The organism is bacterium (genome assembly GCA_017744355.1).
In the GTDB taxonomy this organism is placed as follows: Bacteria; Cyanobacteriota; Sericytochromatia; order S15B-MN24; family UBA4093; genus JAGIBK01.
In genome coordinates, this window is record JAGIBK010000001.1 from 61,450 (window position 1) to 84,672 (window position 23,223).

The window sequence follows — 23,223 nt, forward strand, 5'->3', positions numbered from 1 at the left end:
GCGGATGGGCGGAAGGCAGTGGGGCGAGGCGATCGCGGGCTACGTCTTCTTGCTGCCCTACCTGGTGTTGCTGGCGGTTTTCGTAGGCTGGCCGATCGGCTATGCCCTCTGGCTCTCGTTCCACTCCTACGACCTGTTCTCGGCGCCGCGCTGGGTGGGGATCGAGAACTACCGCTTTCTCTTGAACGAGCCGGACTTCCGGATCGCCCTGCGCAACACCACCCTCTACACCCTGGTGGTCGTCTCGTGCCAGACGGCACTCGCGCTCTTTCTCGCCGTGCTCATGGACCGCCGGATCCGGGGCAAGGACCTGTTTCGGGTGACGCTCTTCCTGCCGTCGGTGACGAGCTCGGTGGCGATCTCGTTGATCTTCCTGTTCATCTTCTTCAAGAACGGCGTCCTCAACCAGCTGCTCGCCATCCTGCACCTGGATCGCCTCCTGGCCTGGCTCGGCCTCTCGGTGCCAGTGGATTGGCTGGGCGACGTCCACACCGCCCTCGGGGCGATCATGGCGCAGAACGTCTGGTCCACGGCGGGCTTCTTCATGGTCGTGTTCCTTGCGGGCTTGCAGGACATCCCTGAGGCCCTCTACGAGGCCGCGCGCCTCGACGGGGCGGGCACCTGGGCCCAGTTCCGCCACGTCACCCTGCCGCTCTTGAAACCCACGACCTTCTACGTGGCGACGGTGGGCCTCATCGGCTGCTTTCAGGTCTTCGACCAGGTCTTCATCATGACGAGCGGCGGGCCGCTCAAGTCGACCCTCACGATTGCCTATCTGCTCTACCAGGAGGCGTTCATGAACTTCAACATGGGCTACGCCTGCGCGATCGCCTTCGTGCTCGCGACCCTGATCTTCGGCTGCACCATGCTGCAGCGCCGGCTCTTGGGGGACTGACCATGGCGCGCGCCAAGACCCTCTTCTTCTACCTGGTGCTCGTCGCCTGCGCGCTGGCCTCCGTCTTCCCCTTCGCCTTCGCCCTCTTCACCTCCTTCAAGGCTCCGAGCGAGGCCTTCTCCTTCGGGGCGTGGCCGGCAGCACTCACCTTCGAGAACTACCACGAGGTCCTGAGAACCACTCCGCTCTTTCTGCGCTGGGTGCTCAACAGCCTCGCCGTCGCGGTCGTCACGGTCGCTCTCTTGCTGCTCTTGAGCCTGATGGGGGGCTTCTCGCTCGCGCGCATCGCCTTTCCCGGCCGCAAGACCCTTTTCCTGATCCTGCTCGCCTCGATGATGATCCCGAACCAGGTCCTCTGGATCCCTAACTACACGACCCTGTCGCGCCTCGGCTGGGTCAACACCTACTGGGGCCTCGTGCCGGGGCTGGTGGCGACGCTTTCGACCGGCACCTTCCTGGTCGCGCAGTTCCTCAGGGCCCTGCCGATCGAGATCGAGGAAGCCGCCACCCTGGACGGCCTCTCGCGCTACGGGATGTTCTGGCGCCTGATCGTGCCCTTGACCGGCCCGGTGGCCGCCACCGTGACCATCACGAGCTTCATGGCGAGCTGGAACGCCTTTGCCTGGCCTCTGATCGTGCTGAACTCGCCCGAGCTCTTCACCCTGCCGGTCGGGCTCAACTTCTTCAAGGGCCTCTACGTCACGCGCTGGACGCTCATCATGGCAGGGTCCATGTTCAACACCCTGCCCGTGCTGGTGGTCTTCGCCCTCTTCCAGCGCCACTTCATCAAGGGGGTGGCGACCACCGGCCTCAAGGAGTGAAACGAGGGGCGGAGGGCCTTGCCCCTGCGCTACAATGGAGGCAGCCTTTTGTCCTTAGAACAGCCGTAGACGAGAGAGACACCATGCACGTGATCGATACAGGGATTCCCGGACTCATCGTGGTCGAGCCCAAGGCCTTCGGGGATGCGCGCGGCTTCTTCCTTGAGACCTACGCCGAGAGCCGCTACCGCGAGGCGGGCATCCCCGAGCGCTTCGTGCAGGCCAACCACTCGCGTTCGCGCCGCGGCGTGCTGCGCGGCCTTCACTACCAGCTGGTGCAGCCCCAGGGCAAGCTCGTGAGCGTGGCGCGCGGGGCGGTCTACGACGTGGCGGTGGACATCCGGCGCGGTTCGCCGACCTTCGGCAAGTCCTACGGGGCGGTGCTCGACGACGTGACGCACCGTCAGATGTTCGTGCCGGCGGGCTTCGCCCACGGCTTCGTGGTCCTCTCCGAGGAGTGCGATTTCCTCTACCAGGTCACGGACTACTATCACCCGGCTTCCGAGCAGGGTATCGCCTGGAACGATCCGGCGCTGGGCATCGAGTGGCCCCTCACCGACGTGCTGCTCTCTGACAAGGACAAGGTGCACCCGCGCCTTGCGGATCAGGACCCCGCCAAGCTACCCGTCTACCAAGGCTAGCGCTCGTCCTTGGGCGGCGGCATCAGCGTCTCGAGCGCGACGTGCCGCGAGGCGCCATCGGGGCCCGTCACCAGAGCCGTCTCGGGGTTGATGATGGCGACGGCCGTGCCATCCTTGGGACAGAAGAGATCCCGCACCGGCTCCTCGCTGAAGGTCAAGCGATTGCCGCAGATGGGGCAGACGTACCCTGAGATCTTGCGCCGGCTTTTGACCTTGGCGGCCACCGTTTCGATCTCCGAGGGGAAGTTGTTGATGTCGTGCGGGAAGCTCAAGAAGCAGTCGTAGCGGACGTGGGTCGGCACGTCGCGGGAGCTGACCCCGTGCCCGAGCAAGACGATCGGCAGGAGGTTGATCGCCGGGTATCGCTCCATTTCGCAGAGTGCCTCGTAGCCGATGAGGTCCGCTGCCGGATCCCGGATGGGGCGCTCGAAGGCCTCCTCTTTGCGGTAGAGGGCCACCACGATGACGTCCGGGCCGAAGTCGAGCACGCGCTCGAAGTCGATCGGGACCAGCGCGATCAGGGTTTCGTGCCCCGCCTGGTTGAGCGGCGCGGCGATCATCTGGGAGTACGCTTCGTAGTCGTCCAGGATGGCAATCTTGCTCACGCGCTGCTTCCCCTCCTCGCCCTTGCGGGAGCATCTTCGCCGCGCGGGGCGCCTGCGTCATCGGCGATTACGACGAAGGGGGCTCGTACGCAACAACGGCCTTTTTTGGGTAAGCTGAGGAGGGCCTCGCGTGCGTGCCGTGCGCCGCGTGCTCGCCCTTGTTCAGGAAGCCTCGATGCCTCGCACCGCCGCCCAGTCTCTCTCCCTTCAGGCCCTCAATCGCGCAACGCTCGCCCGTCAGCTCTTGCTCGCGCGCGCCGGCGCCTCGCCGCACCAGGCGATCGCATCCCTCGCCGGCATGCAGGGCCAGGTGCCGAAGCCGCCCTTCATCGGCCTCTGGACGCGGCTCGAGGGCTTCAAGCGCGAGGATCTCGCTTCTCTCGTCCATCGCCGGGAGGTGGTCCGGGCGACCATGATGCGCGGCACGATCCACTACATGACCGCCGAGGACTACCGCCGCCTGCGCCCCGCGCTGAGCGAGATGCTCTCGGGGGCGATCGCGACGACCCTGCGCGGCCGCGCCGAAGGCCTGGACCTCGAAGGGGTGGCCGGTGCGGCCCGCGAGCTGTTTGCCGAGGGCCCTCGCACCTTCACCGAGTTGAGGGGCCAGCTCATGGCGCGCTTTCCGGAAGGCGACGAGCGGGTCATGGGCTTCGCCGCCCGGATGCACCTGCCGCTCGTCATGGTGCCCGACGATTCGGCCTGGGCTTATCCGGCGGATGCGGCCTTCACCCTGGCCGAGACCTGGCTCGGGGCAGAGCTAGCGCCTGTCGACACTCCGCACGAGCTGGTGCGGCGTTACCTCGCGGCCTTCGGCCCCGCCACGGTGGCCGACGCGCAGACCTGGTCCGGCCTCAAGGGCCTCAAGCCCGTCTTCGAGGCCCTGCGCGACGAGCTCGTCACCTTCAAGGACCCCAAGGGGCGCGAGCTGTTCGATCTGCCCGACGCCCCGCGCCCCGGTGAGGAGGTGAGCGCGCCCATGCGCTTCTTGCCCGAGTACGACAACCTGGTGCTCGCGCACGCCGACCGCACGCGCCTGGTTGACGACGCTCATCGCGCCCGCCTCGTGACCAAGAACCTCAAGGTGCTCGCGAGCTTCACGGTCGACGGACGCATCGCGGGGACCTGGAGCATCGAGCGCAAGGCCAAGCGCGCGACGCTCGCGCTTTCGCCGTTCGAGGCGATCGCCCCGGCCGATCGCGACGCGCTGGCGGCCGAGGGCGAGGCGCTCCTGCGCTTCGCCGAACCTGACGCGGCCTCCCATGAGCTGAGCTTCTTGCCCGTTTAGGGCTGCTTGATGGGCAGCTCGAACCAGAAGGTGCTGCCCACCCCCGGGGTGCTCTCGACCCCGATGGTGCCGCCGTGGGCCTCGACGAGGGCCTTGCTGATCGAGAGGCCGAGGCCGGCCCCCTTGCCCATGCGCACCCCGGCCTCCAGCTGGGAGAACCGTTGGAACAGCCTGGGCTTGTCTTCGGCCTGGATGCCGGGGCCGGCGTCCTGGATCTCGCAGCGAACGGTCGTGTCGAGGCGGCAGGCCATGACCCGGATCGTGCCCCCCGCGGGGGTGAACTTGATGGCGTTGGAGATGAGGTTGGTCAGCACCTGGCCGATGCGCTGGGTATCCATCTCGAGCTCCAGCGGACAATCGGACATGCTGGCCACCAGCGAGGTGCGGCTCTCGTCGGCCTGGGGACGCAGGCTCTCGACCACCTCGCGCACCCGGTCCCTCAGCTCGGCGGGCTCGATCTTGAGGGTGAAGGTGCCCGCCTCCATGCGGGCGAAGTCGAGCAGGTCGTTGAGCAGGTACTCGAGGCGCGTGGCGCCGCGCTGGATCTGGTGGATGAACTCGTGTTGCTCGGGGGTCACGGGACCGCCGAGCTCGTCTTCGAGGAATTCGGCGTAGCCCACGATGGAGGTCAAGGGCGTCCGGAGCTCGTGGGTGACCGAGTTGACGAAGTTGTTCTTGAGCTGGTCGAGGGCCATGAGCTGCTCGTACTGCGCGCGGAGCTGGGCGGTGAGCCGCGCGCGCTCGGTGACGTCCTGGCTGGTGCCGATCATCTTGACGACCCGCCCCTCGTCGTCGAGGATGGGCCGCCCGATCGAGTGAAGGTCGAGCGCCTTGCCGTCCGGGTGGATGACCCGGTACTCCATCGAGAAGGCTTCGGCCCGCGCGATCGCCCCCTGCATGACCTCCTCGTGGCGCGGCAGGTCGTGGGGGTCGATCCGCGCGATCGCCTGGGCGCGGGGGATCTGGCGGGTGAGCGGGTCGATCCCGAAGAGGCGGCACTGCTCTTCCGACCATGTGAGCTCGCGCGTCGTCACGTCGAGCTCCCAGCTGCCGATGTGCGCGATGCGCTGGGCCTCGGCGAGCATCTCTTCGCTCTTGCGCAGGGCCCTGGTGCGCTGGACCACCTCGGCCTCGATCCGCAGGGTCCGGTACCGCAAGGCCTCGGAGCTGCGCTTCTCATCTTCGATGTCGCGGCTCGCGCCGATCCACTCCCGCGCCACGCCCTGTGCGTCCCGGACGAGGCGGCCTCGGGCGGCGAACCAGCGATAGACCCCGTCGTGCCGCCGCACCCGGTACTCCGCCACGTAGTGATCCTCGTCGGCGACCGCTCGCGCCCAGGCGTCGGCGGCCGGGGCGAAGTCGTCCGGATGGATCGCCTGGAGCCACCCCCGGCCTTGGATCGCCTCGGGGGAGAGGCCTGTGAACCTGCACCAGCCGGGAGACTCGATGAGGCGGCCATCCAGGGCCGCAAGCCAGGTAATCTGCGAGGTCGCCCCCATCAGGGTGCGATAGCGCGCCTCCATCCAGGCGGCTTGCTCCTGGAGGGTTGCCAACTGGGCACGGAGCTGCGCGTTCTCTTCGTCTTGGCTGGAGAAGGGCTGCTCGAGTGGTAGCACGGGGTCTCCTCGGGAGAAAAGGGTTCTGATGCGAACTATCTAGTATCGCAAATATGTCCCAGCCCTTCAAGAAGGCCGCAGGGCGGAGGGCGGGTTGACTTTTGAACTACGTAGAACTATTATGGGTTTTGGAATAGGACTACTTAGGATTATTTCGAATGAAAGACCCGCGCTACCCCGTCGACCAGGACATCTCGCTGCTGCCGGTGCACCGCGCGCTGTTCGCCTGCGTCCAGCAATCGAGCCGCGTGATGACGCGCTTCATGGAGCAGCGAGGCCTGACGCCCTCGCAGTTCGACGTGCTGGCCACCCTGGGGGACACCGAGGGGATGACCTTCAAGGAGCTGAGCCAGCGCTCGATGGTGACGGCCGGGACCCTCACCCCCGTCTTGAACCGGATGGAGGCCAAGGGCCTCGTTTCTCGCTGCAAGGGCGAGAAGGACAGCCGCCAGACCCTCGTGCGTTTGACGCCCGAGGGCCAGGCCCAGTACGAAGCGACCTTCTTGCCCTTCATCGACCACGCCCAGGGGGTCCTGAACCGCCTCACCCCCAACGAGCAAACGCAGCTGGCCCAGCTGCTCGACAAGCTCACAGCCGCCTACGCGGAGGAGACGAACCATGTCTAGCGCCACGACCCGCATGCCGACCCTGTACATCCCGCACGGCGGCGGCCCCTGCTTCTTCATGGATCCCATGCCCGGCGCGCCGGCTGATCTGTGGGAATCGATGGCCGCCTACCTGCGCGGCATCGCCGCGCAGATCGGCGTTCGTCCCAAGGCGGTGCTCGTCATCTCGGGCCACTGGGAGGTCGATCGCCCGACGGTCAACGTGGCCCCCAAGCCGGAGCTGCTCTATGACTACTACGGCTTCCCGGAGCATACCTACCGCCTCAAGTACCCGGCCCCGGGCTCGCCCGAGGTGGCGTCGCGCGTGCGCGAGCTGCTCGCCGCAAGCGGGATCGAATCGGGCGAGGATGCCTCGCGCGGTCTGGATCACGGGGTGTTCGTTCCCTTCCTGCTGATCTACCCCGAGGCGGATATCCCGGTGGTGCAGCTCTCGCTGCAAGCGAACCTCGATGCGGCCGATCACCTCGCCATCGGGCGGGCGCTCGCGCCCTTGCGGGACGAGGGCGTGCTCATCGTCGGCAGCGGCATGAGCTACCACAACCTGCGGGCCTTCTTCGGGGAGCAGGCAGAGGCCAACCGTCTCTCCGAGGCTTTCGACGAATGGCTCAACGACGCGCTCACCGATCCCGACCGGGCCTCGCGCGACGAGAAGCTGGTCCGCTGGCATCAGGCGCCGGGGGGACGCTTCTCCCACCCGCGCTCGGAGCACCTCATCCCGCTGATGGTGGCCGCCGGCGCCGCCGAGGAGGATCGCGGCCATCGCACCTACAACGATCGGATCTTCGGCAAGGCGATCTCGGGCTTCCAGTTCGGCTAAGCGCGAGGCCCCGCTCAGGCAAGGCCCTTAGGCGTCCCCCAGGTCGGGCAGGCTTCAAAGCCTGCCCGACCTGGGCGTTGCGGCTTTAGCGCGCGTACTTGGCGAGGAAGGCGCTGACCTTTCGCTCGTAGGCGACCGGGTCGATCGCGATGGAGGTCCCGTGCTCGGCGTTCGGCACGAGGAGGAGGTCCTTCTCGGTCGGGCAGGCCGCGTACAGCCGGTGCACCATCTCGACGGGCACGAAGGAGTCGGAGGCCCCGTGGATGAAGAGCATGGGGCGTTCGGCCTTGCGCACCTGTGCGATCGCCGAGGCCTCGTCGAAGCTGTAGCCCGCCCGGATCTTGGTCATGAGGCTGACGCTCGGCATCAGAGGGAAGGGCGGCAGGTGATACATGCGGTCCAGGTGGTAGGTGAGAACCTCTTCGGCGGAGGTGAAGGCGCAGTCCGAGACGATCGCCTTCACCGCGGCGGGAAGCTTCTCGCCGCTTGCCATGGTGACGGTGGCGCCGCCCATGGAGACCCCGTGCAGGACGAGGGTCGCACCGCTGCCCGTCTTCTGGGCGGCCACGTCGATCCAGCGCAAGAGGTCGAGCCGATCGTGCCAGCCGTAGCCGATGTACTGGCCTTCGCTCGATCCGTGCCCGCGGGCGTCGGGCATGAGCACGTTGTAGCCGAGCTTGTCGTGATAGTAGCGGGCGAAGGCCCCCATGCGCCGCCCCTGCGAGGAGTAGCCGTGGGTGAGGATCGCGGTCTTGTTCGAGGGGGTGGCGGCCGCGAGGTAGTAGGCGCGCAGCTTGAGCCCGTCGAAGGAGGTCTGTTCGATGGTTTCGAGCGGCTGCTTGTCGAGCCAGGCGTGGCCCTCTTTGAAGGCCAGGGCGTTCTTCGTCTGCGCCAGCCGAGGATCCTGCTTGAGGAACTCCTTGGAGGTGCGCGCGACGCCGAGATCGTAGAGGTAGGCGCTGGCGGCGAGATCGAGGGCGAGCAGGAACGCACCGGCGGCGAGGATTCGTTTCATGGTTGGCTCCGAGCGGGCCGTCTCCCAATAGCGGCCCGAAGGGACCATCATGGTCAGCGCGGTCGCCCACGACAAGAGGGCTAGCCCCCCATCTCGGCGACTTGGCGCGTGCCGCTCCCAGGCCTTGGACACGGACTCGCTCACTCGTTATGATGCTCCTTCGCAAGGGCTCGCCGAGAGGAGGCACCGGTGTCGTTCGATCAGCAGGCACGCGACCTCGTCGCGCAGATGACCCTCGAAGAGAAGGCTGCTTTCTGCTCGGGGCAGGACTTCTGGACGACCCGTGCCATCGCGCGGCTTCAGCTGCCCTCGATCTGGCTCTCCGACGGGCCCCACGGCCTGCGCAAGGCGGGAGGCGGCATGATGGGCCAGGCGCAGCCTGCGACCTGCTTTCCCACGGCCTCGGCCTTGGCCTCGTCGTGGGACGTCGAGTTGCTCGAACGCTGCGGTCGGGCGATCGCGTGCGAGGCCCAGGCGAGCGGCGTCCACGTGGTGCTCGGCCCGGGCGTCAACATGAAGCGATCGCCGCTCGGCGGCCGGAACTTCGAGTACTTCTCCGAGGACCCGCGCCTTTCAGGCAAGATGGCCGCGGCCCAGATCACGGGCATGCAGGCCGAGGGCGTCGGCGCCTGCCTCAAGCACTTCGCTGCCAACAACCAGGAGACCGAGCGCTTCACGTCCAGCTCCGACCCGGACCCGCGCACCCTGCACGAGGTCTACCTCGCGGCCTTCGAGACGGCCGTCAAGGAGGCCCGCCCCTGGTCCCTGATGGCGGCCTACAACAAGCTCTACGGCACCTACGCGACCGAGAGCGCGCTGCTCTTGCGGCGCATCCTGAAGGATCAATGGGGCTACGGGGGCGTCGTCGTCTCGGACTGGGGAGCGGTGGACGATCCCGTGGCTGCCTTGCGTGCGGGCATGCACCTGGAGATGCCCGGTACCGATAACGACCACATGGAGCGCCTGATTGCCGCCGTGCGTGACGGGAGCCTGGAAGAAAGCACCCTCGATGCGATGGTCGGCGAGCTGCTCAGGGCCATCCTGGCCGTTCACGCCACGCATCGGCCCGAGGCGAGCTTCGACGCCGACGCCCATCACGCCCTGGCCCACGAGCTGGCGGCTGCCAGCATGGTCCTGCTCAAGAACGACCAGGGCCTCTTGCCTTTGGCGGCCGCCTCGGCCTCGAAGGTCGCCGTGATCGGTGGCTTTGCCAAGCACCCGCGCTACCAGGGCTCGGGCAGCTCCCAGGTCAACCCGACCCGCCTCTCGAACGCCTTCGAGCCCCTCGCGTTGGCCCTGGGCGATCGCCTCGCCTACGCCGAGGGCTACCTGAGCGACGGGGAGACCACCGATGCGCTGGTGTCCGAGGCGGTGGCCGTCGCGGCGGGCGCGGACGTGGCCATCGTCTTTGCGGGGGTGCCCGAGGTTTGCGAGTCGGAAGGCTTCGATCGCACGCACCTCTTCTTGCCGGCGGGGCACGATCGGGTGATCGCGGCGGTGGCCCAGGCGCAGCCCCGGACCGTGGTGGTGCTCATGAACGGCTCGGCGGTCGCCATGCCGTGGGCCGAGAAGGTGGGCGCGATCCTCGAGGCTTGGCTCGGCGGTCAAGCGAGCGGCGAGGCGATCGCAGACATCCTGACCGGGCGGATCAATCCATCGGGCAAGCTCTCGGAGACCTTCCCCCGTCGGATCGAGGATACCCCGGCCTATCCTTACTTCCCCGCCCGGGACGGGGTCGCGCGCTATGGCGAGGGCCTGCTCATCGGCTACCGCCACTACGACACCCGCTGTGTCGCGCCCCTCTTCCCCTTCGGCCACGGCCTGAGCTACACCCGCTTCGCTTACGGCGCGCCGACCCTGAGCGCCGAGGCGATCAAGGATACCGACACCTTGCAGGTGAGCGTGCCCGTCGCCAACGTCGGCGCGCGTGCCGGCCAGGAGGTCGTGCAGCTCTACGTGCGCAACCGGACGGGGGCGGCAGTCTTTCCCGACAAGGAGCTGCGGCACTTTGCCAAGGTCGCGCTCGAAGCCGGCGAGACGAAGACCGTCACCTTCGCGCTCACCTTTCGGGACTTCGCCTATTTCGAGCCGTCGATCGAGGACTGGCTCGTTGCGAGCGGCGACTACGACGTGCTCGTCGGGGCCTCGTCGCAGGATGTGCGCGACGCTCGGACCGTCACCGTCGAAGCCACGCGCAGGGCCTTCGCCCCGCTCACCCGAAATTCGTTACTGAAGCAGGTGGGGGCGCATCCGCACGGCAAGGTCCTCTATCGCACGATTCTCGAGGCGGTGGCACCCGTCTTTGGCATGGAGGGCAAGACCGATCCCGAGGCCCTCACCATGTTCGAGCGCATGATCGCCGACACCCTGATCCACAAGTTCGTGGAGACCTCGGAAGGAAGGCTGAGCGAGCACCGCCTGGACGCGCTGCTCGCCGAAGCGAACGCCGCCGCGCCGGCCGCCCAGGGTTGAGCCAGGCGGCCGGCGCGATTGAACGTCCGGCAATCACTTCTCCAGCGCGTCGGCGAGCGCGAGCAAGAGGCCCGCGCCATTGCCACGCCAAGCGCTGCCGTGCATGCATGCGAGTGTCGTGGGAATGGCGGCGGCGAGCCGCTCGAGCATGGTGCGCGCGTCGCGCGTGTGGGCGAAGTAGTCCATCGCGGCGCGATAGCCTTCACTCGGGCCGAGGATGTCCGATTCGGTCAGCGCCGGGAGGTCGGCGCCCCCCTGGGTGAAGAGATCACCGCAGAGGAGGGTGCGCGTGGTCGTCTCCATCAGGAAGCCGCAGTCCCAGCCATGGGGCAGGTGCGGGGTGTCGAACCACTGGAACATGTGCTTGCCGGTGGAGAACACCTCGCCATCGCGGAGCAAGCGCGCGGGGCGATCCGCCAGGTCGTTGATGGACGTGACCCCTGCGATGAAGCCGCAGAGCGGGCTGGCCTGAGGCGCGACGGCGAGCAGGTCGTTCAGGGCGCCGCACTCATCCGCTTCGACGTGGGAGAAGGCGATGTGGCGGAGCTTGGAGATCGGCAGGACCTTCTCGATGGCCTCGCGCGTCGTTTGGAACAGCTTGCGCGGGCCGGTATGGAACAAGAGGGGCTCGTCATCGACAAGTAGATACTGGTTGAACGTGAAGCCGCCGGGGATGACGCTCGGGGGGATCGGCGTGCTGATGCGATAGATGCTGTCTGCGATCTCGTGAAGGCTCGTGCTCGTCGCGCTGTGGGTGAGGCTCATCGTGCTTCCTCCTACAAAATTCGACAAAATTTATCTTCGTAAAATTATACGATATTTTGTTAAGTCACTGGACAGATCCCATGCGTGCCTGTTGCGGGATTGGGGGCGAGTTTCTATACCTCCCTCACATGAGAGAGGATCTCGGCCATGGCTCAAGACTTGCCGCCTGAAGCCACCCCGGGCCCGGCCGATCGTTCTGACCGAGGTGCCCCTTTACCATCGGGCTGTTCAGCCGAGCCCGCCGAGAAGGGCCCGGCGCATTTCACCCTCTCGCAAGGTGCGTCCGAAGGCGCGCCCTTCTTCGGGCGAACGTTGCTTCGCTTCAAGCACTTCCTGATCGGGCGACCTCTGGCCACCCTTCAGTTGCCCCACGAGCGGATCCCCAAGTGGAAGGCGCTGGCGGTGCTCTCGTCGGATGCCCTCTCGTCGGTGGCTTATGCGACGGAAGAGATCCTCTTGGTGCTCGTCGTGGCGGGGACGGCGAGCCTGGGGCTCAGCCTCCCCATCGCCGGGGCGATCGCCCTTTTGCTCGCGGCCGTGGCCTTCTCCTATCGTCAGACGATTTTTCACTATCCCCAGGGCGGGGGGACCTACACCGTGACCAAGGACAACCTGGGTCTCAGGCCCGCCCTGGTCGCGGGGTCCTCGCTCATGGTCGATTACGTGCTGACGGTGGCGGTCAGCGTCTCTTCCGGGGTTGCGGCGGTGACCTCGGCGTTTCCGGCGCTCCATCCTTACAAGGCGCCTTTGGCCGTGGGGGTCGTGGTGCTCCTGACGCTCGCAAACCTGAGGGGCACGCGCGAGTCGGCGACGATCTTCGTGTTGCCGACCTACTTCTTCATTGGCAGCATGTTCGTGTTGCTCGGCCTCGGGGCCTGGAAGATCGCTCTGGGCGCGCCGCCCGTCGAGGCGACGACCGAAGCTACGCGCTCGGCGAGCGAGGCGATCGGGGTCTTTCTCGTGTTGAGGGCTTTCGCTTCGGGCTGCACGGCCATGACGGGGACCGAGGCCATCTCGAACGGCATTCCCATCTTTCGAGAGCCTCAGTCTCGGAACGCGGCCACGACCCTGTCCTGGATGGCCGCCTTGCTGGCCCTCTTCTTCCTCGGTATCACCTTCCTGGCGCAGCACTACGCGATCCACCCCGCGCCCGAAGAGACCGTGGTATCCCAGCTCACGCGCGCGATCGCGGGTCACGGCGTGCTGTACTACGCGGTCCAGGCCTCGACGGCCCTCATCCTGCTTTTGGCTGCCAACACCAGCTACGCGGACTTTCCGCGACTCGCGAACTTCATGGCGCAGGACGGCTTTTTGCCGAAGCAGTTCACCTATTTCGGCGATCGCCTGGCCTATTCGACGGGCATCATCGTGCTCGGCCTTTTGTCTGGCTTGCTTGTCGCGCTCTTCAGGGCCGATACGCACGCCTTGATCCCGCTCTACGCGGTCGGAGTCTTCGTGGCCTTCACCTTGTCGCAGGCCAGCATGGCCTGGCGCTGGTGGAGCCGGCGAGAGCCAGGTTGGCCCCGAGGGCTGGTGATCAACGGGGTCGGGGCGCTGGCCACGGGGATCGTCTCGCTGGTGGTCGTCGTGACGAAGTTCGTGCACGGCGCCTGGATTATCGTCCTCTTGATCCCCTTGATGGTTGCCGCGTTTTCCTGGGTTCGCACTTACTACCAGTGCATTGAGCGAGTGCTGGCGCTCGATCCCGACGCGCGCGCGTTCGGCCCGCTCAAGCCTGGCTGGGTCGTCGTGCCCGTTTCGGGCCTCAACAAGGCCGGCGTGAACACGGTGCGGCTGGCGTTAGCTCTCTCCGAGCGGGTGACATTGGTCCACGTCACTGATCGACCGGAGGAGGGCGATCGCGTGCAGAGCGAGTGGCAGCGCCACTTCCCCGCTCTCCCGTTCGTGATCGTGGAGTCGCCGTATCGCATGCTCGTCTCGCCGATCATCGCCTATCTGCGGGCTTGCCGGCCCCAAGCACCCGCGGGCCCCATCCTCGTTGTCCTGACGGAGCTGGTACCGCAGCGCTGGTGGCAGTACGTGCTCTTCAACCTGGATGCCTTGAAGTTCAAGCTCGCGCTCTTTTTCATGCCCCGGGTCAACGTCGTGGACGCTCCGTTCCACCTCGAAGAGGAGGGCTAAATTCAAGCGCGGTGATCGCTACTGGCAAGTCGGCAGGAAGATGGCGAAGAGGCTTCCGCGCCCAGGCATGCTCGCCATTTCGACCCGCCCTCCGTGCAGTTCCGCGAGCTTCTTGACGAGCGTAAGCCCGAGTCCGAGGCCGCCGGCGCGCTGGGAATCCCCCTGCTTGAACTGCCGGAAGGCCTCCCAGACGTGTGCCTGGAAGGCGGGAGGGATCCCCTCGCCGCAGTCCTCGACTTCCAGGCGCACGTGCGACTTGCAAGCCCGGGTGCGCACGGTGATTTTCCCGCCGGGCGGTGAGAATTTTCGCGCGTTCTCCAGCAATTCGAGCACCATCTGGAGAAGCCGCCGGAAATCCCCTTGAACGAGCGGCAAGTCGGGGACGCTCTCGGTCACCACATTGAGCACGTTGCTTTGGAACGTTTCGCGCGAGAGCGCGATCGCCTGATCGATGACCTCGTCGAGCGCGACCTCCGTCGGATGCAAGGGAAGGCTGTCGCTGAGTAGCGCGCTGTAGTCGAGCATGTGGTTGATGTGCTCGGAGAGCCGCCTGCTGCCGTCCTCGATCCCATTGAGCAGCTCCTGGTCCGGATACATGTCCTGCAAGAGCTCCGTGTAGCCGAGGATCAAGGAGAGGGGCGTCTTCATCTCGTGGGAGAGCGTGGAGAGGAAGTGATCCTTGAGGCGGGCGAGCTCTCGGGCTTTCACCAGCTCCAGGTTGCGGCGCACGATCTCGGCCGCCGCCTCCTTGCACATGGTCAAATCACGGGCGCTTGCGATGATGAGTTCTCGCTCTTCCGCCTCGAAGACCCCCAGCCGCACCTCCACCGGGTAGCAGCTGCCGTCCTTGCGGCGATGCAGCCCTTCCAGGGTGCAGGTCGAGCCGTAGCGAATCTGCTGCCAGATTTGCTCCAACTTCTCCTGGGTCAGGCTCTCTTCGAAGTCCGAGACGTTCAGCGACAGCATCTCGTCGCGGGAGTAGCCCAGCGAAATGCAGGTCTGCTCGTTGGTCTCGATGATCCGGCCGGCCCGGTCGTGGATGTGCAGGATGTCGGCCGACTTTTGCATGATATGTCGGTAGTGCCGCTCGCTCAGCGTGATAGCTGCTTGCTCATCCGGGATGCCGGGGGGATTCATTCTAAGCTCCTCATGGTCGTGGCCGGGGCGCGTAAAACGCAGTCAGAGAGCGCTATCCAGCCGCGTTGCATTATCTCAGCCGCAGCGATCGCGTCAAGAATCGAGCGCCCCTCATGCCTGGGATGCCGGGCTTGACTTTTGGGTTAGTGTGTTGCTGTAATGGTTACATAAAAGCCCCCCTTTCCGCTGCACTGGAGCGATCGCTTCATGACCCTTTCGCTCGACGATTACCGTACGCTCTTGGCGCTGGATGCGCCCTACCAAGCCCCGGCGCCTGCCTCGGCCCAAGAGGCGCCGGAGCTGATCAAGACCTTGCTCTCGGAACTGATCAGGGCGATGCCTGAGGATCCACTGGTCCGTCGGCTCGCGCAGGCCGATCAACTCTCCGTGCGGCAGCGCTTGCAGGGGATGCTGACGGTCTTGCCCGCAAGGCCTGCCATGCCCGCGGCATTCCACGACCAGTTGGACCGCCTCCTGCAATACGAACTGAGCCAGAAGGCCATCACCCAAGGGGCGACCCTTCCGAATCTCGCGGAGCGCTTCGTCGGGACCTCCTTCTCGGCGGCTGCGCGGTGTGCTTTGTGGCGAGGAGACATCACGACCCTTGAAGTCGATGCGATCGTCAACGCGGCGAACGATGCCATGATGGGCTGCTTTCAGCCCTTTCACGCCTGCATCGACAACGCGATCCATGCGGCGGCGGGGCCCCGCCTGAGAGAGGACTGCGATCGCCTCATGACCTTGCAAGGAGGCCCCGAGCCGACGGGCACCGCCAAGGTCACCCGTGGTTACCACTTGCCTTCGCGCTTCGTCCTGCACACGGTGGGCCCCCTCTACCGCGGCCCAGGGCCGGTGCCTTCGGCGCGCGATCGCGAGGCGCTCGCGGCCAGCTACCGTTCCTGCCTCGATCTGGCGGCAGCGCTCGGTTCCATCCGGACCCTGGCGTTTTGCAGCATCTCGACGGGCGTCTTCGGCTTTCCGGCGCGCCCGGCGGCCGAAGTGGCCCTGCAGACCGTCGCTCGGTGGCTCCAGGACCATCCCGGCGTGATCGACCGGGTGATTTTCAACGTCTTTTCGGCGGCCGATCAGGAGCTCTACGAGAGCCTCTTGGCGGTCTGAGCCCTCTATACGGAGAACGTCCCATGCCCATTCCCGTGACTTTGCCGGATGATCGGCTGATCGAGGAGACCCTGGCGCGCCTTGCGCGGGCCGAGCGGGTGTTGATCGGCGCCGGCGCGGGCCTTTCGGTGGATGCAGGCATCAACTACCTGGATACGGCCTACTTCGCGCGGCGCTTCCCTGCCATGTTGCAGTACGGCTTCACGTGCCAGTACGAGTTCATGGGGGACCTGGACTGGAGCGAGGAGCTGCAGTGGGGATACCTTGCGGATCACGTGAACGCCGTGCGCTACGAGACGCCTGCCCAGCCGGTGTACACCAAGCTGTTCGAGCTGGTGAAGGACAAGGATTACTTCGTCATCACGAGCAACGTGGACGCGCAGTTCGCCAAGGGGGGCTTTTCGGAGGGTCGCATCTTCACCCGTCAGGGCCGTTACGACTATCTCCAGTGCCTCGCGCCCTGCACGACCGAGGTTTGGCCCATCGAGCCGGTCATCGATCGCATCCTGCCCGTCATCGACCCTGCGACCCAGCAGGTGACGGATCCTGACGTTATCCCGCGCTGCCCCCATTGCGGCGGCCCCGTGTTCATGAACGTGCGGGGCGGCCCGTGGTTCGTGGAGGAGCCCTACGAGGCCTTGGGCGAGCAGTTCAATGATTGGCTGGATGACGCCTGGGGGGCGCCGCTGCTCCTCGTCGAGATCGGCGCCGGCTTCAATACCCCCAGCGTGATTCGCTGGCCCATGGAGCAAATCGCGCAGCAGCACCCTGACGCTCACTTGCTGCGCGTCAATCCCGATTACCCGCAGTTGCCGCCCGAGCTATCGGGTAAGGCCACCTCCGTGAGGTCGGGGGGATTGCCCTTCATCGAGGCGCTGCATGTTCGCAGGTCACGGGGCAAGCTGTCTTAGCGGCGCAAGTGCTGGAACACGCGCTGGTTCCAGGCGTTTTGATCCAGGATCGTGGGCGAGTTTTCGCCCTCTCGCTGCGCAAGGATGCGGCCGAAGTCCGTAGGCTTGCGATCGCCGAGCGCCTGGCCCGACCAGCTGGCGAAGTCGGGCGAGTCCCCGAGGAAGGCCATCAGGGTTTGCCGGTTGACCTCTACGGCGAGGTTTACCTCGGGGATGACGATGGTGTCGACCTTGGGGCCGTTCACGAAATAGGCGATCATGATGCTCTCCTGGGCAGTCGCCCTGAACGAAACCGATCAGGGCAGAGGCTTACGGTGGCTCGAATTCAGCGATGGGCGGCTTTACCGAGGGCCGCGGCGAGCGCGTCGATCATCAAGGCCCAGGAGGCCTCGGTGCGCGCTGCGTACTCGGCCCAATCCGGGTGCAGTTCGTGGGTCAACGTCAGGGTGGTCCCGGCCTCTTGCGGCACGAGTTCGACGGTTACCCGAGAGCGGTCCGCTGAAGGCATTACCCCCCAGGTGAACACCAGCCGCTGCGGCCGGCTCATCTCCAGGTACTCGCCGACGTGGTCGATCTCCGCGCCTTGGCGTCGCACGACGAAGGAGAAGGCGCCGCCCACGCGCGCATCGAGCGAGATGCGCACGACTTCCTCGTCGCGCAGCGCGGGGCCGAACATCCAGCGGCCAATCATCTCGGGCGAGAGCCAGGCATCGAAGACGCGATCCGGCGATGCGTCGATACGACGGCTGACCACTGCGTTGACAGGGTGCTCAGGGTTCATGGGGCCTTTTTCCTTCCAAGCTCGCTCCCTTCAGCTTACCTCGGGGCTTGTGCGCTTACAACGCTTCTTGGCAACCGCGACGCGCTCCGAGCGTTGACGGATGGTTAGAGTCACCATCGTCCCCCCGCTCGTAGCATGCGAGCAAGAAGAGGCGAAAGAAGTGGCGATTAAGCGATTGCAGCGGCTGGGTTGGCTACCATTGCTCGCCATCACGCTCGGAGCGCTGCCGGGAAACGCCCAGCAAACTCCGGCGCTGAGCGAGCAAGAGGCTTACGACCTGGGGAGCGAGGCCTACGTGTACGGCTACCCCCTGGTCACCATGGACACCACCCGGCGGGTGATGACCAACGTGCCGCGCCCCGAAGCGCGGCGCGCGCCCATGGGGCAGTTCGTCAACCTGCGCTCCTACCCGGATGCCACCTTCCGGGATGTCACGGCGCCCAACGCTGACACGCTCTACTCGACCGCTTGGCTCGATCTTGCCAAGGAGCCCTACGTCCTGCACGTGCCCGATGAGGCGGGGCGCTACTACCTGATGCCGATGCTCTCCGGCTGGACGGACGTGTTCGCCTCGCCGGGCAGCCGTACGACGGGGACCAAGGCGCAGGATTTCGCCATCGTTGGGCCCGGCTGGAAGGGGGCCCTGCCGAAGGGCATCACCAAGATCCAGGCGCCGACGACGATGGTCTGGATCCTGGGGCGCACCTACTGTACCGGCACCCCCGCCGACTATCAGGCCGTGCACGCCATCCAGGATCAGTACAAGCTGATGCCGCTCAGCGCCTACGGCAAGCCCTATACCCCGCCTTCGGCCGTGACGGTGGATCCGAACGTCGATATGAAGACCCCGGTCAGAGAGCAGGTCAACGCGATGGATGCGGGGGCCTACTTCAAGCGTCTGGCGATCCTGATGAAGGAGAATCCCCCGGCCCCTGCGGATGCTCCGATGGTGCGAATGCTCGCCCGGCTGGGCATCGTGCCGGGCCAGGCCTTCGACTTGGGCAAGCTCGACCCGGCAATGGCTCGGGGCCTCGTGCGGGCCGTTGCGGACGGCCCCGGGCGCATCGCGGCCGAGGGGCCAAAGCTCGGCAAACGGACGAACGGCTGGACCGTGTTCCTGAACCTGGGCACCTACGGCACCGACTACCTCCTTCGGGCGGCCACGGCCTATGCGGGGCTCGGCGCGAACCTGCCTCAGGATGCCGTGTATCCGCTCACCGCGAGGGATGCGAGCGGCAACCCCCTGAACGGGGCCAATCGTTACGTCATGCACTTTGCAAAGGGCCAGATGCCCCCAGTCAAGGCTTTCTGGTCTCTGACGCTGTACAACGACCAGTTCTTCTTCGTCGACAACCCCTTGCACCGCTACACCCTCAGCCCGCGCGACCCCCTCAAGTACAACCCGGATGGTTCGCTGGATCTCTACATCCAGCACGACTCGCCCGGACAGGAAAAGGAGTCGAACTGGCTGCCCGCACCCATAGGTCCCTTCATCCTGATGCAGCGCCTCTACTGGCCCGAAGCGCCGATCCTGGAGGGGAGCTGGGCGCCGCCCCCCGTGCAGCGGGCTCGGTAGCCGAGCGTTTGCGGCGGAGTTGACACTGGTTCTAGTTCGAACTAGTCTGGATATTGTTCGATGTAGAACGAAAAGTCGTTGACTCACCTGGCGAAAGGGGCCGTTCCGATGCCTGCCGCATCATCCGTTGACCCACCCTTCACCGATGCGGAGGCCCTCGCGCGGCTCCTTCACGAGGCCGAGGCGAAAAGGCAGCTCATCTTGCCGCTCACCGAGCGTCTGCCTGCCCTCACGCCGCGCGAAGCCTACGGGATCCAGCAGGCGCTGGTGGAGCGCAGCCAGGCTGAGGGCGCGCGGCTCGTGGGCTACAAGCTCGGCTTCACCAGCCTGGCCAAGCAAGCAGCGATGGGCGTTTACGAGCCTATCTACGGCACGCTGCTCGAAGGCATGCAGGGGGTGGATGGAGGCAGCCTGCCTCTCGACCGCTTCATTCATCCCCGGGTGGAGCCCGAGGTCGCCTTCGTGATGGGGCGTGACCTCTCGGGCCCGGCCGTGACGGAGCAGGACGTGCGCGCGGCGACGGCCAGCCTGCATCCGGCGCTCGACGTGATTGACAGCCGGTACGAGGCCTTTCGCTTCCAGTTGCCGGACGTCATCGCGGACAACGCCTCGGGAGCGGCCTTCGTCTTGGGGCCTGCGATCGCAAGCTTTCAGGACCTGGACCTCGCAGCACTCGAAGTCGCCTTCTACCAAAACGGCCGGCGAGTCTCGCAGGGGACGGGCAAGGACGTGATGGGGAGCCCCGCGCAGGCTGTCGCTTGGCTGGCCCGTGCACTCCATGCGCAGGGCCGCATCCTGCCCGCCGGGGCGGTGGTGCTGAGTGGCGCGCTGGTCGCTCCGCTCGCCGTTTCGGCCGGCGACGCCTTCGAGGCTCGCTTCGGCTCGCTCGGGAACGTCTCGCTCACCTTCGCACCCCAGGAGGCCTGATGCCCATCATTCGCGTGGAAATGCTCGAAGGCCGTTCGGCCGAGGCGAAGGCGGCCCTCATGCGTCGCCTCACGCAGGCCGCGGTGGAGACCCTGGGAGTCGAACCCGGGCGCGTCCGGGTGCTCTTGCACGAGCTCCCGCCCGAAAACTGGGGAGTCGCCGGAGAGCCGCTCTCACCCCCGACCCCCGTAAAAGGCGACTAGCGCAACGAATCGAGGAGAGTCATGAAACGTACGGTACACGGCCTTCCCACCCATGTCTTCGAGGCCCAGGACCCCAAGGCGCCGCTGGTCGTCGCGCTGCACGGGATCGGCTCGAACGAGGACGACTTGCCGAACGCTTACCAGCCGCTGGCGGATCGCGTCGCGCTCGCTTTCCCCCGCAGCCCCCTTTCCCATCCGCCGGGTTATGCCTGGTATCGCTTGATCCGCTTCGGCGTCCCCGAAGAAGCCTCTTTTGCGCAGGCCCTCGAGATCCTGGATGCTTGGCTCGACGAGCTGCGCCAGCTTCCCGGCATGGCCGAGCGCCCGCTGGTCCTCTCGGGATTCAGCCAAGGTGCCATCATGTCCCTCTCGTACGCCCTGCGGCACCCGGAAAAGGTGGCGGGCGTCATGGCGTTCAGCGGCTACATCCCCCAGCTCGTGCTGGACGCGCTGCCGTCAGGATCGTCGGAAGGTGCCGACCTCAAGGTCTTCCTGACGCTGGGGCAGCGAGACGCCCTCTTCCCCTTCGCCTGGCTCGCTCAGAGCGCCCAGCAGCTTCAGGCCCGAGGCATCCAGCCCGAGGTGGTCGCGCACGACGGCGGCCACGAGATCCCGCCCCCGGTGATGGAGGCTGCGATCGCCTGGTTGAGTCGCGCCTTCTCGATCTGAAGAGACCCGATCACGCGAAGGAATAGGCCGCCATGCTGATGATCCCCCAGCCGTAGCTCTCGTGGATCACTTCGCCAGCGCTCTGCGGGGCGCCGGCGCCTGCTGCCACGAACAGGGGCAGGATGTGGTCCGGGGTGGGGTGGTTCCGCAGGGCATGGGGAGCCTTTTGCAGGTAATCGAGCAGTTCGTCTTTTTGGCCCTGACGCACCGCCTCGGCGAGCCAGCGATCGAAAGTGCTGACCCACTCCGGCGGGGTAGGATCGTGGCGGTGCTGGCGCAGCTCACCAAGGTTGTGGCTCGCGGACCCGCTGCCGATCACGAGGATGCCTTCGTCGCGCAGGGGCCTGAGCGCTTCGCCCAGGCGCCAGTGATCGAGGGGGCTGCGGCGCGGCTGGATCGAGAGCTGCACGACCGGGATGTCGGCCTCCGGATACATCAGCTTCAGGGGGATCCAGGCCCCGTGATCGAGGCCACGGCTCGGGTGCAGGGCGCTCGGAAGGCCCGCGGCCCCGATCGCCTCGGCGATCCGCTCGGCGAGCGCGGGGGCTCCGGGGGCGGGGTACGTCATCCGGAAGAGCTCTTCGGGATAGCGGCCGAAGTCGTAAATCGTCTGGGGTTTCACGGCGAGGCTCAGGGTGGGGACGATCGTCTCCCAGTGGGCCGAGACGGCGAGGATCGCCTTCGGCTTGCCGAGCCGTTCGCCCAGGCCCGAGAGGAAGGCGCGCGCCGGCATCGGCTCGATCGCAAGGGTCGGAGCACCGTGAGAGACGAAGAGGGCGGGGAGCCTGGCCATTGGAGCCTCCTTGTCGTTCTAGTTCGAACTATTTCAATATAATTCTACGTAGTACTATTTGTCAACGACGCCACCCCCATCGCCGAAAGGGAACGGTCCTGGCTTGTCCCGGTGCGGCCTCGGAGCCAGCATGGACGGGCCCAGAGGCTGGAAGGAGGCAGGTATGGCACTCAAGACGCCGATTTTCGAGAAACGCTCGTTCCTGAAGCCGGACGAGACGCGGACTTTCGAGAAGGGGCAGATAGAGGTCTTCGAGTTCGCGGGCTCTACCGTCGGGAAGATTACGCTTCAACCTGGCTGGCGCTGGTCAACATCGCTCAAGCCCGTGGCGAAGACCGAGTACTGCGAGGAGGCGCACTTCAACTACATCTTGTCCGGGCGTTTGCACCTCCAGACGAAGGACGGTCGGAGCCTGGAGGTCGGCCCCGGCGACGTCATGAAATTAACCGAGCCGCACGATTCCTGGGTCCTCGGAGATGAGCCCTTCGTGGCCCTTGAGTTCGAGGCGGCTAGGACCTACGCCAAGCGATGAGGCGCCCCTCGGCCATCTCGCCGGATCCGGCGAGATGGCCGAGGGCTACTCCCGGTTGTATACTCGGGGCATGCTCTACCTGCGCAGCATCGCCCCTCGAACCGAGGCCGCCTTTCCCGAAGGCTATCCGTTCGACGTTCCCCTCGTTCGTGCCCTCGAAGGCCTGGAGTTCCGAAGCTCCGTCACCTTCCTCGTGGGCGAGAACGGCAGCGGCAAATCGACCCTCATGGAAGCGATCGCAGCCGGGGTCGGATCCATCACGGTGGGCGGCGTCGACGTCAGCCGCGATCCCACCCTGGGATCGGCGCGCCGCCTGGCGGAGCACCTCCGCTTCGCCTGGGCCCGCCGTACCCGCCGGGGCTTCTACATGCGCGCTGAGGACTTCTTCAACTTCGCGCAGCGCATCAACCACCTGAGACAGGACCTCGCGGACGACGCCGAAGATGCCGAGTCGCGCTACAGCGGGTACGGGCGACTCCTTGCCACCAGTTCGCTGCGCGGGCAGAAGGCGGCCCTCGAGAAGAGCTACGGGGACCTTCACGCCAACTCGCATGGCGAAGGCTTCCTCAAGCTCTTCCAATCGCGTTTCGTCCCGGGTGGGCTCTACCTGCTGGACGAACCCGAGGCGCCCCTCTCCCCCTTGCGGCAGCTGACCTTTCTGGCGCTGCTCAAGGACATGGTGGATCAGCAGGCCCAGTTCATCATCGCGACCCATTCCCCGATCATCCTGGCCTTTCCCGGGGCGAGCATCCTGAGCTGTGATCAGGCGCCGATTCGTGAAGTCCCCTATGACGAGCTGGAGCACGTCCGGCTGACCCGCGACTTCCTCCAGAATCCGCAAGCCTTTCTGAGGCACCTCTGAGGCGCGAGCC

At 66.2% G+C, this 23,223-nt stretch carries 24 protein-coding genes; 16 read left to right on the top strand and 8 right to left on the bottom strand.

What is annotated here, in order from left to right; all coding sequences use genetic code 11:
* Nucleotides 1-4 precede the first annotated feature (4 nt).
* The 3 genes from J7643_00340 to rfbC all read left to right on the top strand — a co-directional run bounded on the left by J7643_00340 (nucleotide 5) and on the right by rfbC (nucleotide 2,357).
* Nucleotides 5-895 (top strand): sugar ABC transporter permease, encoded by an 891-nt coding sequence (locus J7643_00340; GenBank protein MBO9539023.1) that lies wholly within the window; start codon nucleotides 5-7, stop codon nucleotides 893-895.
* A gap of 2 nt (nucleotides 896-897) precedes the next feature.
* Nucleotides 898-1,716 (top strand): carbohydrate ABC transporter permease, encoded by an 819-nt coding sequence (locus J7643_00345; protein ID MBO9539024.1) that lies wholly within the window; start codon nucleotides 898-900, stop codon nucleotides 1,714-1,716.
* Between the two features lie 83 nt (nucleotides 1,717-1,799).
* A complete protein-coding gene (rfbC, locus tag J7643_00350; GenBank protein ID MBO9539025.1) occupies nucleotides 1,800-2,357 on the top strand; it encodes a dTDP-4-dehydrorhamnose 3,5-epimerase in 558 nt (185 codons plus the stop codon).
* Here the strand turns inward: rfbC and J7643_00355 are convergent.
* Nucleotides 2,354-2,962, bottom strand: coding sequence for a hypothetical protein (locus J7643_00355; GenBank protein MBO9539026.1), 609 nt, complete (start codon nucleotides 2,960-2,962; stop codon nucleotides 2,354-2,356). The two genes, rfbC and J7643_00355, sit on opposite strands and share 4 nt — an antisense overlap.
* A gap of 175 nt (nucleotides 2,963-3,137) precedes the next feature.
* Between J7643_00355 and J7643_00360 the strand changes: the two genes are divergently transcribed.
* Nucleotides 3,138-4,250: an AlkZ family DNA glycosylase gene (locus tag J7643_00360; protein ID MBO9539027.1), complete on the top strand. Its 1,113-nt coding sequence runs from the start codon at nucleotides 3,138-3,140 to the stop codon at nucleotides 4,248-4,250.
* Here the strand turns inward: J7643_00360 and J7643_00365 are convergent.
* On the bottom strand, nucleotides 4,247-5,866 hold the full coding sequence (locus J7643_00365) for a PAS domain-containing protein (GenBank protein MBO9539028.1): 1,620 nt from the start codon (nucleotides 5,864-5,866) through the stop codon (nucleotides 4,247-4,249). The genes J7643_00360 and J7643_00365 overlap by 4 nt on opposite strands.
* A gap of 158 nt (nucleotides 5,867-6,024) precedes the next feature.
* Here J7643_00365 and J7643_00370 point away from each other — a divergent pair, with 158 nt between their 5' ends.
* A complete protein-coding gene (locus tag J7643_00370) occupies nucleotides 6,025-6,492 on the top strand; it encodes a MarR family transcriptional regulator (protein MBO9539029.1) in 468 nt (155 codons plus the stop codon).
* The gene (locus J7643_00375) at nucleotides 6,485-7,309 is read left to right on the top strand and encodes a dioxygenase (GenBank protein MBO9539030.1); all 825 of its coding nucleotides are present in this window, start codon (nucleotides 6,485-6,487) and stop codon (nucleotides 7,307-7,309) included. The genes J7643_00370 and J7643_00375 overlap by 8 nt, the downstream gene beginning before the upstream one ends.
* Nucleotides 7,310-7,394: 85 nt before the next feature.
* On the opposite strand, the gene J7643_00380 is transcribed toward J7643_00375, so the two are convergent.
* Nucleotides 7,395-8,324, bottom strand: coding sequence for an alpha/beta hydrolase (locus J7643_00380; GenBank protein ID MBO9539031.1), 930 nt, complete (start codon nucleotides 8,322-8,324; stop codon nucleotides 7,395-7,397).
* Between the two features lie 228 nt (nucleotides 8,325-8,552).
* Between J7643_00380 and J7643_00385 the strand changes: the two genes are divergently transcribed.
* Entirely contained in the window at nucleotides 8,553-10,796 is a 2,244-nt protein-coding gene (locus J7643_00385; GenBank protein MBO9539032.1) for a glycoside hydrolase family 3 C-terminal domain-containing protein, read from the top strand.
* Nucleotides 10,797-10,829: 33 nt separating this feature from the next.
* On the opposite strand, the gene J7643_00390 is transcribed toward J7643_00385, so the two are convergent.
* Nucleotides 10,830-11,561, bottom strand: coding sequence for an MBL fold metallo-hydrolase (locus tag J7643_00390; protein MBO9539033.1), 732 nt, complete (start codon nucleotides 11,559-11,561; stop codon nucleotides 10,830-10,832).
* 147 nt (nucleotides 11,562-11,708) lie between these two features.
* Between J7643_00390 and J7643_00395 the strand changes: the two genes are divergently transcribed.
* Nucleotides 11,709-13,703 carry an APC family permease gene (locus J7643_00395; protein ID MBO9539034.1) on the top strand — a complete coding sequence of 665 codons (1,995 nt, stop codon included), beginning with the start codon at nucleotides 11,709-11,711 and terminating at the stop codon, nucleotides 13,701-13,703.
* Between the two features lie 18 nt (nucleotides 13,704-13,721).
* Here the strand turns inward: J7643_00395 and J7643_00400 are convergent, their stop codons facing one another.
* Nucleotides 13,722-14,840, bottom strand: a complete 1,119-nt coding sequence (locus tag J7643_00400; protein MBO9539035.1) for a PAS domain-containing sensor histidine kinase — start codon at nucleotides 14,838-14,840, stop codon at nucleotides 13,722-13,724.
* A 207-nt stretch (nucleotides 14,841-15,047) separates the two neighbouring features.
* Between J7643_00400 and J7643_00405 the strand changes: the two genes are divergently transcribed.
* Both J7643_00405 and J7643_00410 read left to right on the top strand, forming a co-directional pair.
* A complete protein-coding gene (locus J7643_00405) occupies nucleotides 15,048-15,959 on the top strand; it encodes a protein-ADP-ribose hydrolase (GenBank protein MBO9539036.1) in 912 nt (303 codons plus the stop codon).
* Nucleotides 15,960-15,982: 23 nt separating this feature from the next.
* Entirely contained in the window at nucleotides 15,983-16,870 is an 888-nt protein-coding gene (locus J7643_00410; GenBank protein MBO9539037.1) for an NAD-dependent protein deacetylase of SIR2 family, read from the top strand.
* Here J7643_00410 and J7643_00415 read toward each other — a convergent pair.
* Together J7643_00415 and J7643_00420 are read right to left on the bottom strand one after the other, a co-directional pair.
* Nucleotides 16,867-17,130 carry a hypothetical protein gene (locus tag J7643_00415; protein ID MBO9539038.1) on the bottom strand — a complete coding sequence of 88 codons (264 nt, stop codon included), beginning with the start codon at nucleotides 17,128-17,130 and terminating at the stop codon, nucleotides 16,867-16,869. The genes J7643_00410 and J7643_00415 overlap by 4 nt on opposite strands.
* 65 nt (nucleotides 17,131-17,195) lie before the next feature.
* The gene (locus tag J7643_00420) at nucleotides 17,196-17,651 is read right to left on the bottom strand and encodes an SRPBCC domain-containing protein (GenBank protein ID MBO9539039.1); all 456 of its coding nucleotides are present in this window, start codon (nucleotides 17,649-17,651) and stop codon (nucleotides 17,196-17,198) included.
* Nucleotides 17,652-17,751: 100 nt separating this feature from the next.
* Here J7643_00420 and J7643_00425 point away from each other — a divergent pair, with 100 nt between their 5' ends.
* The 4 genes from J7643_00425 (at nucleotide 17,752) to J7643_00440 (ending at nucleotide 21,026) form a co-directional block, all read left to right on the top strand.
* The gene (locus tag J7643_00425) at nucleotides 17,752-19,227 is read left to right on the top strand and encodes a DUF1254 domain-containing protein (GenBank protein ID MBO9539040.1); all 1,476 of its coding nucleotides are present in this window, start codon (nucleotides 17,752-17,754) and stop codon (nucleotides 19,225-19,227) included.
* A gap of 108 nt (nucleotides 19,228-19,335) precedes the next feature.
* Complete coding sequence (locus J7643_00430; protein MBO9539041.1) at nucleotides 19,336-20,154, top strand: fumarylacetoacetate hydrolase family protein; 819 nt, start codon at nucleotides 19,336-19,338, stop codon at nucleotides 20,152-20,154.
* Nucleotides 20,154-20,357, top strand: coding sequence for a 2-hydroxymuconate tautomerase family protein (locus J7643_00435; GenBank protein ID MBO9539042.1), 204 nt, complete (start codon nucleotides 20,154-20,156; stop codon nucleotides 20,355-20,357). Before J7643_00430 ends, J7643_00435 begins: the two co-directional genes overlap by 1 nt.
* Nucleotides 20,358-20,378: 21 nt before the next feature.
* On the top strand, nucleotides 20,379-21,026 hold the full coding sequence (locus J7643_00440; protein MBO9539043.1) for a dienelactone hydrolase family protein: 648 nt from the start codon (nucleotides 20,379-20,381) through the stop codon (nucleotides 21,024-21,026).
* A 10-nt stretch (nucleotides 21,027-21,036) separates the two neighbouring features.
* Here J7643_00440 and J7643_00445 read toward each other — a convergent pair whose 3' ends face one another.
* Nucleotides 21,037-21,819 carry a dioxygenase gene (locus tag J7643_00445; protein MBO9539044.1) on the bottom strand — a complete coding sequence of 261 codons (783 nt, stop codon included), beginning with the start codon at nucleotides 21,817-21,819 and terminating at the stop codon, nucleotides 21,037-21,039.
* A 163-nt stretch (nucleotides 21,820-21,982) separates the two neighbouring features.
* Here J7643_00445 and J7643_00450 point away from each other — a divergent pair, with 163 nt between their 5' ends.
* Both J7643_00450 and J7643_00455 read left to right on the top strand, forming a co-directional pair.
* Nucleotides 21,983-22,351: a cupin domain-containing protein gene (locus J7643_00450; GenBank protein MBO9539045.1), complete on the top strand. Its 369-nt coding sequence runs from the start codon at nucleotides 21,983-21,985 to the stop codon at nucleotides 22,349-22,351.
* A 70-nt stretch (nucleotides 22,352-22,421) separates the two neighbouring features.
* Nucleotides 22,422-23,213, top strand: coding sequence for an AAA family ATPase (locus J7643_00455; protein MBO9539046.1), 792 nt, complete (start codon nucleotides 22,422-22,424; stop codon nucleotides 23,211-23,213).
* Nucleotides 23,214-23,223 lie beyond the last annotated feature (10 nt).

Excerpts from the sequence above, each read along its gene's own strand:
- J7643_00435 (MBO9539042.1), top strand. The coding sequence starts at position 20,154 with ATGCCCATCATTCGCGTGGAAATGCTCGAAGGCCGTTCGGCCGAGGCG.
- J7643_00410 (MBO9539037.1), top strand. The coding sequence starts at position 15,983 with ATGCCCATTCCCGTGACTTTGCCGGATGATCGGCTGATCGAGGAGACC.
- J7643_00400 (MBO9539035.1), bottom strand. The coding sequence starts at position 14,840 with ATGAATCCCCCCGGCATCCCGGATGAGCAAGCAGCTATCACGCTGAGC.
- J7643_00345 (MBO9539024.1), top strand. The coding sequence starts at position 898 with ATGGCGCGCGCCAAGACCCTCTTCTTCTACCTGGTGCTCGTCGCCTGC.
- J7643_00430 (MBO9539041.1), top strand. The coding sequence starts at position 19,336 with ATGCCTGCCGCATCATCCGTTGACCCACCCTTCACCGATGCGGAGGCC.
- J7643_00375 (MBO9539030.1), top strand. The coding sequence starts at position 6,485 with ATGTCTAGCGCCACGACCCGCATGCCGACCCTGTACATCCCGCACGGC.
- J7643_00405 (MBO9539036.1), top strand. The coding sequence starts at position 15,048 with ATGACCCTTTCGCTCGACGATTACCGTACGCTCTTGGCGCTGGATGCG.
- J7643_00380 (MBO9539031.1), bottom strand. The coding sequence starts at position 8,324 with ATGAAACGAATCCTCGCCGCCGGTGCGTTCCTGCTCGCCCTCGATCTC.
- J7643_00420 (MBO9539039.1), bottom strand. The coding sequence starts at position 17,651 with ATGAACCCTGAGCACCCTGTCAACGCAGTGGTCAGCCGTCGTATCGAC.
- J7643_00395 (MBO9539034.1), top strand. The coding sequence starts at position 11,709 with ATGGCTCAAGACTTGCCGCCTGAAGCCACCCCGGGCCCGGCCGATCGT.
- J7643_00340 (MBO9539023.1), top strand. The coding sequence starts at position 5 with ATGGGCGGAAGGCAGTGGGGCGAGGCGATCGCGGGCTACGTCTTCTTG.
- J7643_00440 (MBO9539043.1), top strand. The coding sequence starts at position 20,379 with ATGAAACGTACGGTACACGGCCTTCCCACCCATGTCTTCGAGGCCCAG.
- J7643_00390 (MBO9539033.1), bottom strand. The coding sequence starts at position 11,561 with ATGAGCCTCACCCACAGCGCGACGAGCACGAGCCTTCACGAGATCGCA.
- J7643_00445 (MBO9539044.1), bottom strand. The coding sequence starts at position 21,819 with ATGGCCAGGCTCCCCGCCCTCTTCGTCTCTCACGGTGCTCCGACCCTT.
- rfbC (MBO9539025.1), top strand. The coding sequence starts at position 1,800 with ATGCACGTGATCGATACAGGGATTCCCGGACTCATCGTGGTCGAGCCC.
- J7643_00370 (MBO9539029.1), top strand. The coding sequence starts at position 6,025 with ATGAAAGACCCGCGCTACCCCGTCGACCAGGACATCTCGCTGCTGCCG.
- J7643_00385 (MBO9539032.1), top strand. The coding sequence starts at position 8,553 with ATGACCCTCGAAGAGAAGGCTGCTTTCTGCTCGGGGCAGGACTTCTGG.
- J7643_00450 (MBO9539045.1), top strand. The coding sequence starts at position 21,983 with ATGGCACTCAAGACGCCGATTTTCGAGAAACGCTCGTTCCTGAAGCCG.
- J7643_00360 (MBO9539027.1), top strand. The coding sequence starts at position 3,138 with ATGCCTCGCACCGCCGCCCAGTCTCTCTCCCTTCAGGCCCTCAATCGC.
- J7643_00415 (MBO9539038.1), bottom strand. The coding sequence starts at position 17,130 with ATGATCGCCTATTTCGTGAACGGCCCCAAGGTCGACACCATCGTCATC.
- J7643_00425 (MBO9539040.1), top strand. The coding sequence starts at position 17,752 with ATGGTTAGAGTCACCATCGTCCCCCCGCTCGTAGCATGCGAGCAAGAA.
- J7643_00455 (MBO9539046.1), top strand. The coding sequence starts at position 22,422 with ATGCTCTACCTGCGCAGCATCGCCCCTCGAACCGAGGCCGCCTTTCCC.